Origin of the sequence: Mycobacterium sp. (genome assembly GCF_044342925.1) — a bacterium.
In the GTDB taxonomy this organism is placed as follows: Bacteria; Actinomycetota; Actinomycetes; order Mycobacteriales; family Mycobacteriaceae; genus Mycobacterium.
Genome location: NZ_JBIIOV010000139.1, coordinates 1 through 8649, shown reverse-complemented (window position 1 = coordinate 8649; position 8649 = coordinate 1). Strand labels below are relative to the sequence as shown.

The window sequence follows — 8649 nt, the reverse complement described above, 5'->3', positions numbered from 1 at the left end:
GAGAATGTCCAGCGTCCCGCTGGCCACGTCCAGCCGGATCCGGTCGCCGTCGGCGACGAACGCGATCGGCCCGGCGTCGACCGCTTCGGGGGCGACATGGCCGACGCACAGCCCGGTGGTGCCGCCGGAGAACCGGCCGTCGGTGAGCAGCAGCACGTCCTTGCCCAGCCCGGCGCCCTTGATGGCGCCGGTGATGGCCAGCATCTCCCGCATACCGGGACCGCCCTTGGGTCCTTCGTAGCGGATGACCACCACGTCGCCGGCGGTGATGGTGCCGTCCTCCAGGGCATCCATCGCGGCCCGCTCGCCGTCGAAAACCCTTGCGGTGCCTTCGAAGACGGTGGCGTCGAAGCCCGCGGACTTGACCACCGCGCCCTCGGGGGCCAGCGAGCCGTGCAGGATCGTGATGCCGCCGGTGGGGTGGATCGGGTTGTTCATCGCGCGCAGCACCTTGCCGTCGAGATCCGGCGGGTTGATGTGGGCGAGGTTCTCGGCCATGGTTTTCCCGGTCACGGTCAGCACGTCGCCGTGCAGCAGCCCGGCGTCGAGCAGCGCCTTCATCACCACCGGGACGCCGCCGATGCGGTCGACGTCGGTCATGACGTTCTTGCCGAACGGCTTGACGTCGGCCAGGTGCGGCACCCGGGCGCCGACGCGGGTGAAGTCCGCCAGGGACAGCTCCACCTTGGCCTCGTGGGCGATCGCCAGCAGGTGCAGCACCGCGTTGGTGGAGCCGCCGAAGGCCATCACCACCGCGATGGCGTTCTCGAAGGCCTCCTTGGTGAGGATGTCGCGCGCGGTGATGCCGCGGCGCAGCAACTCCACGACGGCCATGCCGCTGCGCCGGGCGTACCCGTCGCGGCGGCGGTCGGTGGCCGGGGGAGCGGCGCTGCCGGGCAACGACATGCCTAGCGCCTCAGCCGCACTGGCCATGGTGTTGGCGGTGTACATGCCGCCGCAGGCGCCCTCGCCGGGGCAGATCGCGCGCTCGATGGCGTCGACGTCGGCCCGCGACATCAGGCCGCGTGCGCAGGCGCCGACCGCTTCGAAGGCGTCGATGATCGTCACGTCCATCTCGGTGCCGTCGGACAGTTTGGCCTTGCCCGGCAGGATCGAGCCGGCGTAGAGGAACACCGCGGCCAGGTCCAGGCGGGCGGCGGCCATCAGCATGCCGGGTAGCGACTTGTCGCAGCCGGCGAGCAGCACCGAACCGTCGAGGCGTTCGGCCATCATGACGGTTTCCACGCTGTCGGCGATGATCTCGCGGGACACCAGCGAGAAGTGCATGCCCTCATGGCCCATCGAGATGCCGTCGGAGACCGAGATGGTGCCGAACTCCATGGGGAAGCCGCCGGCCTCGAAGACGCCGTCCTTGCTGGCCTGGGCCAGCCGTTGCAGCGACAGGTTGCACGGGGTGATCTCGTTCCACGACGACGCGACGCCGATCTGCGGCTTGGCGAAGTCCTCGTCGCCCATGCCCACGGCGCGCAGCATCCCGCGGGCGGCGGCCCTCTCCAGTCCGTCGGTGACGTCGCGGCTACGGGGCTTGAGATCAGGAGTGTCGCTCACGGTAAACCAGTATGCCTGCTGGGGCCGGCGCCAGAATGGCAGCTGATACCCCCTGTGGGTATCGGGTACAGTGCGGTGGCATGACCGGCGCACACGGCTATTCGGCCAACAAGGACAACTACGCCAAACGACTGCGGCGCATCGAGGGTCAGGTTCGCGGCATCGCCAAGATGATCGACGAGGACAAGTACTGCATCGACATCCTCACCCAGATCAGTGCAGTCAACAGCGCGATGCAATCGGTGGCCATCGGGTTGCTCGACGAGCACCTCAAGCACTGCGTGAGCCATGCCGTCGCCGCGGGTGGCGAAGGGGCCGACGAGAAACTGGCTGAGGCGTCCGCCGCGATCGCGCGGCTAGTGCGGTCCTAGTCGCGCGGGAGCGGCGAATCAGGCGTCCGCCGCGATCGCGCGGCTAGTGCGGTCCTAGCTCGTCTCAGGCCGGTCTCGAAGTGCGCGTCCCGGCGCGCCGGGGGTTTGGCGCAGCGGAGTCTGCCGATACCGTGATGACCGGACCTATGACAGCCACCGGACCTATGACAGCCGACGTTTCCGCCTCGTCCCGCTCCGGCCCCTGGACACCACGGGTCGCTCTTTCGCTGGCCGTGCTGGCGGCCGCCGCGTTCGTCTACGTGACGGCCGAGATCATGCCGGTCGGAGCGCTGCCCGCCATCGCCGCCGACCTCGGCGTGAGCGAAGCCTTGGTCGGCACGCTGCTGGCCAGCTACGCCGCGGTGGCGGCGGTGGCGACCGTCCCGTTGGTGCGCTGGACGTCGACGTGGCCGCGGCGGCGGACGCTGATCTTGACCCTCGCGTCGCTGACCATTTCGCAGTTGATTTCGGCGCTGGCGCCGACGTTCGCCGTGCTGGCGCTCGGCCGGGTGCTGTGCGCGCTGACCCACGGACTGATGTGGTCGGTGGTGGCCCCGATCGGCACCCGGCTGGTCCCGCCCAGCCACGCCGCCCGGGCCACGATGGCGGTGTACGGAGGGACCGGGCTGGCGTTGGTCGTCGGCAGCCCGCTGACCGCGGCGATGAGCGAACTGTGGGGCTGGCGGCTGGCCGTTATCGCCATCACCGCAGCTGCCGCCGTGGTGATGCTGGCCGCCTGGCTGACCCTGCCGCTGATGGCGATGCCGGCCGAGTTCACCGAGGGCGCGCTGCGCCGCGCCTGGCATCACCGCAACCGGCGACTGCTCACCATGTGCGTGCTGACCCTGGTGGGCGTCAGCGGGCACTTCATCTCCTACACCTTCATCGTGGTGATCATCCGCGATGTCGTCGGCCTCACCGGCGCGAGCATGGCCTGGCTGCTGGCGGCCTACGGGGTGGCCGGACTGACGTTCATGGCCGTGCTGGCCCGCCCCGGTGACCGGCACCCTAAAGCGGCGATCGGTGGGTGCCTGGCCGGGCTGACGGTGGTGTTCGCGATCCTGGCCGGTCTCGGATTCGACGGTCGTGTCACCACGGCAACCCTGCTGGTCGGGATCGTCACCGTCATCGCCTGGGGCGCCACGGCCACCGCGATGCCGCCGATCCTTCAGTCCGCGGCCATGCGGCACTGCCCTGAGGACCCGGACGGGGCCTCGGGGCTCTACGTCGCTGCCTTCCAAATCGGCATCATGGCCGGTTCGCTGCTCGGCGGCCTGCTGTTCGAGCACGCCGGCGAGGGCGTCATGCTGACCGCCTCGGCCGTGCTGGTGGCCAGTGCCTTGGCGTGCATGCTGGTCTCTCGGGACCTCTTCGCGCTCGCCTCGCCGGCCGCGCAGACCACTGATCTGACCAGCGGGAAGTAACGCTTCTCACCCCCGTGCCGATCATCTGCACAGGTCAGCGCCCTGACCGGCGTTTCTGGTGCGCCGAGCACCTTCGGTGCTGTGTAACACTGGGGACCAAGCAAGAATTGGAGGTTTTTGTGGTGATGCGGGTGAAAGGCGTTCTGGCCACCGCCCTGTGCGTGGTAGGTATGTCCGGCTTGGGCGCTGGTTCGGCGCAGGCCGAGCCGGTACCGCCGCCACCGCCACCGCCTGTGCAGCCCGCGCCGGTGGTGCTGCCCCCGCCGCCGCCGCCCCTGCCGGGTGATCTGGCGGCTCCGGGATTCTTGCCGCCGCCCCCGCCACCGGCTCCGGCTGCCCCGGCGGCGGCACCCGCTGCCCCGGCTGCCTCGCCCCCCGCGGCTGCTCCCGCGCCGGTCGTTCCGAAGAACCCTGCCGGCGGTCCCGCATCGGTGCCGAAGTCGAGCACCAACACCAGTACCGTCAAGGGCCAGAACAACTCGCCCTACACCGGTGACCCGGTGTTCGCGCCCCCGCGCTTCAACCCCGTCAACGGCGCTCTGGTCGGGGTGGCCAAGCCGATCATCATCGACTTCCAGCGCCCTATCGCCAACCGTGCGCTGGCCGAGCAGTCCATCCACATCTCGTCCAACCCGCCGGTTCCGGGCACTTTCTACTGGACGACCGACACCCAGGTGCGGTGGCGGCCCTACGACTTCTGGCCGGCCGGCACCCTGGTCACCATCGACGCCAGCGGCGCCAGGTCCAGCTTCCGGGTCGGTGATCAGATGATCGCCACCATCGACGACAACACCAAGCAGATGACGGTCACCCGCAATGGTGAGGTCGAGAAGGTCATGCCGATCTCGATGGGGATGGACAACGGCATCCACGAGACCAAGAACGGCACCTACTACGTGCTGGAGAAGTTCCCCGAGTTGATGATGGATTCCTCGACCTATGGGGTCCCGATCAATTCGGAGTACGGCTATAAGATCAAGGTGCCGTGGGCCGTGCGCATCGACAACAGTGGCGGCTTCGTGCACGGCGCCTCATGGTCGGTCGGTGATCAGGGCGTCCGCAACGTCAGCCACGGGTGCATCAACCTCTCCCCGGCCAACGCCAAGTGGTTCTACGACAACTTCGGCAGTGGAGACCCGATCGTGGTGAAGAACTCCGGCGGTGGGCTCTACACCCGACCGGACGGCGCCGACGACTGGCAGTGGACGCTCTACTGATTCGGATCGTCCGCTAGTTCCAGATCCGCACCCGCAGCCTCGGGTCGAGGTAGAGCACGTCGTCCTGTGTGACATCGAACGCTTCGTAGAAGTCGTCGATATTGCGAACCACGCCGTTGCAGCGGAATTCCGGTGGCGAGTGCGGGTCGACGGCAAGCCGTCGCACCGCCTCGGCCGGGCGGGACTTGGTGCGCCACACCTGCGCCCAGCCGAACAGCACCCGTTGCACCCCGGTCAGGCCGTCGATCACCGGCGCCGGCCGGCCGCCGAGTGACAACCGGTAGGCCAGCAACGCGATCGACAACCCACCCAGGTCGCCGATGTTCTCCCCGACGGTGAAAGCGCCCTGCACATGCGGGGATTCGGGGCGGTCGGCCAGGTCGCGTGGAACGTAGGTCTCGTACTGCTCGATCAGTGCGGTGGTCCGGGAGCCGAACTCGCGGCGGTCCTCGTCGGTCCACCAGTCGACCAGGTGGCCGTCGCCGTCGTACTTCGAGCCCTGATCGTCGAAACCGTGCCCGATCTCGTGGCCGATCACCGCGCCGATACCGCCGTAGTTGGCGGCGTCGTCGGCGTCGGCGTCGAAGAACGGCGGCTGCAGAATGGCGGCGGGGAATACGATTTCGTTCATCCCGGGGTTGTAATAGGCGTTGACGGTCTGCGGCGTCATGAACCACTCGTCGCGATCGACGGGCCCGCCCAGCTTGGCCAGCTCCCGGTCGGACTCCACCACGGTGCCCCGAATCACGTTGCCGTACAGATCATCACGACTAATGACCAGGGCCGAGTAGTCCCGCCACTTGGCCGGGTAGCCGATCTTGGCGGTGAACTTGTCCAGCTTTGCCAGCGCCCGCTCGCGGGTGGCCGGCGTCATCCAGTCCAGGTTGCCGATGCTCACCCGGTAGGCCTCCCGCAGGTTGGCCACCAGAACGTCCATCCGCGCCTTGGCATCCGGCGGGAAATGCGCGTCGACGTACAGCCTGCCCACCGCGTCGCCCATCAGGCTCTCGACCAGTGACACCCCCCGCTTCCAGCGCTCTCGGATCTGCTCGGTGCCCGACAGGGTGCGGCCGTAGAAAGCGAAATCCTCCTCGACCAGGGCGGCGGGCAACACCGCGGCGCGAGCGTGGATCAGCCGCCAGCGCGCCCAGTCCTGCCAGACGCCGAAGTCCCCGGACGACCACAGCCGGGCGAAGGAAGTCAGGTAATCAGGTTGGCGCACAACCACTTCGGCGGCCTGCTGCGGGCTGGATCCCAACGCGGCGATCCACGCCGTCCAATCGAAGCCGGGCGCGAAATCGCCCAGCTCGGCGAAGGTGCGCAGGTTGTAGGTCAGATCGGCGTCGCGGCGGCGCACCACGTCCCAGTGTGCGGCGGCCAGCGCGGTCTCGCACGCCACGACCCGGCCGGCGCGTTCGGCGTACTCGTCGCCCGCGCCGCCGAACACCTGCGCGAACATCGCCGCGATGTGCGCCGGGTAGGCGCCCAGGATCGCGGCATGCTGCTCGTCGCGGTAGTAGGACTCGTCGGGCAGGCCCAGGCCGGACTGGGTCAGGTGCACCAGGTAGCGCGAGGAGTCCTTGGAGTCGGTGTTGACGTAGAGGCCCACGCCGCCGCCGACCCCGGTGCGCTGCAGTCGGCCCAGGGCGACGGCCAGTTCGTCGGGGCTGGCCGCGGTGTCGATCAGCGCGAGCTCGTCGAGCAGCGGCGTCAGGCCGCGCCGTTCGACGGCCTCCTCGTCGGCGAAGCTGGCGAACAGGTCGCCGATGCGCTGGGCGTCGGTGCCCTCGGCGGCGAGGCTGCCGTTGGCGGCATCGGTGATCAACGCGTGCACCTGCTCCTCTGCGCGGTCGTAGAGCTGGCGGAAGGCTCCGTCGGTGGCGCGGTCGGCGGGCATCACGTATTCGTCCAGCCAGCGGCCGTTGACATGCCCGAAGAGGTCGTCCTGCGGCCGGACCGCCGAATCGAGGTGGGCCAGGTCGATACCGGAGCGTCGCGCGTCTACCTTCACGCCCACCATCCTTACCAGTCATTCGCGGCTTACAACCACCGACGCCACCGTGCTGCCCGGTAACCTGCCCCTCATGCCCGATCCCGGCCCGGACAGCACCGAGCCCAGCACCGAGCCCGGCACGAAGTCCCCCAACACGACCGCTGCCGTCGCCCAGCCCGCGCAGCGCCGTTCGGCGATTTCCGGGTTCGGGGTGGCCGCCGCCGTGCTGGCGGTGCTGGCGGTGGCGGCCGCGGCCCTGCTCGCGGTGCTGTGGTCCGGGCATCGCAGCGAGCAGTCCCACCGCGACTACCAGGGCAGGGTGCTGGCGGCGGCGGCGGACTGGACCCAGACCCTGATCAACATGAACGCCGGCAACGTCGAGGACAGCATGGCCCGGCTGCGGGACGGCACCGTCGGGGAACTGAACACCGGATTCGAGAAGTCCATCGCCCCGTACCGGGATGTGGTCAAGACGCTGCAGTCCACCACCACCGGCCAGGTCGAGTCGGTGTCGATCGAGGTGATGCACAACGCCCTGGGCACCCAGCCCGGTCAGCGCTCGCCCGCGCCACCGTCCCTGCCGGACGAACTGTCCGCCCGAACCGAGACCGTGCTGGTCGTCGCGACGTCGGTCAGTGAGAACGCGGCCGCCAAGTCCACGGCGCCGACCACCCCGCCTGGGGCTCCTAGCGGACCCACGCAGGCGCCTGGGGCTCCTAGCGGACCCACGCAGGCGCCTGGGGCTCCTAGCGGACCCACGACGGTGCGCTGGAACCTGCGGTTGGGCGTCTCCGATGTCGACGGCACCCCGAAGATCTCGCGACTGGAGTCGCTGCGGTGAGAAACAGGTTGCGCGTGCTCGGTTTCGACGTCCTGGCCCCGCTGGCGGCGATCGCCGCGCTGCTGATGATCGGGCTGATCCTCGGCTGGCCGCGGTGGTGGGTGGCGGTGTGCTCCATGCTGTGCCTGCTCATCGTGCAGGCCGTGATCGTCAATGCCGTTCTGTTCCGGCGTGATTCGGTGACCATGGGCACCGACGACGATGCTCCCGGGCTGCGTCTTGCCGTCGTGGGCACCGCGACCGCCGCGGTGGCGGTGGCGGCGGTGGTCGGCTATACCCGCTGGACTCTGCCGGACCGCGACTTCACCCGTGACACCACCGAGGCGGTGCAGATCGCCGCTGAGGTCGCCGAGGCCACCGCGACGTTCAGCCCGGCGGACCCGGCGGCGGCCATCGACCGCGCGACGGCGCGGATGACCCCCGAGCGCGCCGAGGCGTTCAAGGCCCAATTCGGCCCTGCCACAGCGGATATGGCCAAGCGGAAAGTGACCGCGCAGGCTCAGACCATCTCGGCCGGACTGGAGGCGCTGAGCCCCGGGGCGGCCAGCGTGGCGGTGCTTCTGCGCGGCACCCAGACCGAACCCGGTCAGCAGCCCAGTGTCGCGGTGCTGTCGCTGCGGGTGGCCATGGACCAGCAGGACGGTAACTGGCGGGTGGTCGACGTGACGCCCATCAACTCTCGATGAGCCGCGCGTAGTCCACTTTCAGGCAGCGGTCCATCACCACCGTCAGGCCGGCCGCACGGGCTCGCTCGGCAACCTGCGGATGCCACAAACCCTGTTGCAGCCACAGGTATTTGGGGTGCGGGCTCAGCGCCAGGGCCTCGTCCAGCACCGCGGGCAGATCCTCGTAGCGGCGGAAGACGTCCACCATGTCCGGCACCACCGGGAGGTCGGCGAGCGTCGGATACACCGTCACCTCGCCGATCCTGCTGATCGTCGGGTTCACCGGATACAACTCGAAGTGACTGTGCCGGGCCAGATATCCGAAAACGTCGTTGCTCGGCCGCGCGAGTTTGTCCGAGGCGCCGACGACGGCCACCGTGCGGGTGTCGCGCAGGATGTCGCGCAGATCAGTCGGGTTCGGGGTACTCATCGTCCGCCTGGATGGAGGTCTGCACGACGGTGTTCGCGCCGGTCAGCACCTGAGTTTCGTCCATGGCCTGCTGCGCCCGCATCTTGGCGAACCGGTCGGACAGCCGTCGCATCCGGATCATCAGCGACGCCAGCGGGCT

Annotated in this window: 8 protein-coding genes and 1 pseudogene; 5 read left to right on the top strand and 4 right to left on the bottom strand. The window is 69.2% G+C overall.

Going from position 1 to position 8649, the window contains the following annotated elements; all coding sequences use genetic code 11:
* Nucleotides 1-1611 (bottom strand): dihydroxy-acid dehydratase (ilvD, locus tag ADBZ6I_RS13630; RefSeq protein WP_526384707.1); only part of this gene is annotated, 1611 nt, incomplete at its 3' end.
* 38 nt (nt 1612-1649) lie between these two features.
* Here ilvD and ricR point away from each other — a divergent pair.
* From ricR to ADBZ6I_RS13615, 3 genes are all read left to right on the top strand, one after another.
* Nucleotides 1650-1940: a copper-sensing transcriptional repressor RicR gene (gene ricR, locus ADBZ6I_RS13625; protein ID WP_526384703.1), complete on the top strand. Its 291-nt coding sequence runs from the start codon at nt 1650-1652 to the stop codon at nt 1938-1940.
* A 164-nt stretch (nt 1941-2104) separates the two neighbouring features.
* Complete coding sequence (locus tag ADBZ6I_RS13620; RefSeq protein ID WP_526384701.1) at nt 2105-3364, top strand: MFS transporter; 1260 nt, start codon at nt 2105-2107, stop codon at nt 3362-3364.
* Nucleotides 3365-3489: 125 nt separating this feature from the next.
* Nucleotides 3490-4581 carry a L,D-transpeptidase gene (locus tag ADBZ6I_RS13615; protein WP_526384705.1) on the top strand — a complete coding sequence of 364 codons (1092 nt, stop codon included), beginning with the start codon at nt 3490-3492 and terminating at the stop codon, nt 4579-4581.
* A 13-nt stretch (nt 4582-4594) separates the two neighbouring features.
* Here ADBZ6I_RS13615 and ADBZ6I_RS13610 read toward each other — a convergent pair whose 3' ends face one another.
* Complete coding sequence (locus tag ADBZ6I_RS13610; RefSeq protein WP_526384699.1) at nt 4595-6601, bottom strand: M13 family metallopeptidase; 2007 nt, start codon at nt 6599-6601, stop codon at nt 4595-4597.
* Between the two features lie 64 nt (nt 6602-6665).
* On the opposite strand from ADBZ6I_RS13610, the gene ADBZ6I_RS13605 reads away from it, so the two are divergent.
* Together ADBZ6I_RS13605 and ADBZ6I_RS13600 are read left to right on the top strand one after the other, a co-directional pair.
* The gene (locus tag ADBZ6I_RS13605; protein WP_526384697.1) at nt 6666-7415 is read left to right on the top strand and encodes an Rv1363c family protein; all 750 of its coding nucleotides are present in this window, start codon (nt 6666-6668) and stop codon (nt 7413-7415) included.
* Nucleotides 7412-8101 (top strand): hypothetical protein, encoded by a 690-nt coding sequence (locus tag ADBZ6I_RS13600; RefSeq protein WP_526384695.1) that lies wholly within the window; start codon nt 7412-7414, stop codon nt 8099-8101. Before ADBZ6I_RS13605 ends, ADBZ6I_RS13600 begins: the two co-directional genes overlap by 4 nt.
* On the opposite strand, the gene ADBZ6I_RS13595 is transcribed toward ADBZ6I_RS13600, so the two are convergent.
* The gene (locus tag ADBZ6I_RS13595) at nt 8088-8510 is read right to left on the bottom strand and encodes a CoA-binding protein (RefSeq protein ID WP_526384693.1); all 423 of its coding nucleotides are present in this window, start codon (nt 8508-8510) and stop codon (nt 8088-8090) included. The two genes, ADBZ6I_RS13600 and ADBZ6I_RS13595, sit on opposite strands and share 14 nt — an antisense overlap.
* 67 nt (nt 8511-8577) lie before the next feature.
* Nucleotides 8578-8649 (bottom strand): annotated as a pseudogene (locus ADBZ6I_RS13590) (XRE family transcriptional regulator); the annotation flags it as partial.

Bases quoted from the DNA above. Each gene is read 5' to 3' on its own strand.
- ADBZ6I_RS13595 (WP_526384693.1), bottom strand. From the start codon at position 8,510: ATGAGTACCCCGAACCCGACTGATCTGCGCGACATCCTGCGCGACACC.
- ADBZ6I_RS13605 (WP_526384697.1), top strand. From the start codon at position 6,666: ATGCCCGATCCCGGCCCGGACAGCACCGAGCCCAGCACCGAGCCCGGC.
- ADBZ6I_RS13620 (WP_526384701.1), top strand. From the start codon at position 2,105: ATGACAGCCGACGTTTCCGCCTCGTCCCGCTCCGGCCCCTGGACACCA.
- ricR (WP_526384703.1), top strand. From the start codon at position 1,650: ATGACCGGCGCACACGGCTATTCGGCCAACAAGGACAACTACGCCAAA.
- ADBZ6I_RS13615 (WP_526384705.1), top strand. From the start codon at position 3,490: ATGCGGGTGAAAGGCGTTCTGGCCACCGCCCTGTGCGTGGTAGGTATG.
- ADBZ6I_RS13610 (WP_526384699.1), bottom strand. From the start codon at position 6,601: ATGGTGGGCGTGAAGGTAGACGCGCGACGCTCCGGTATCGACCTGGCC.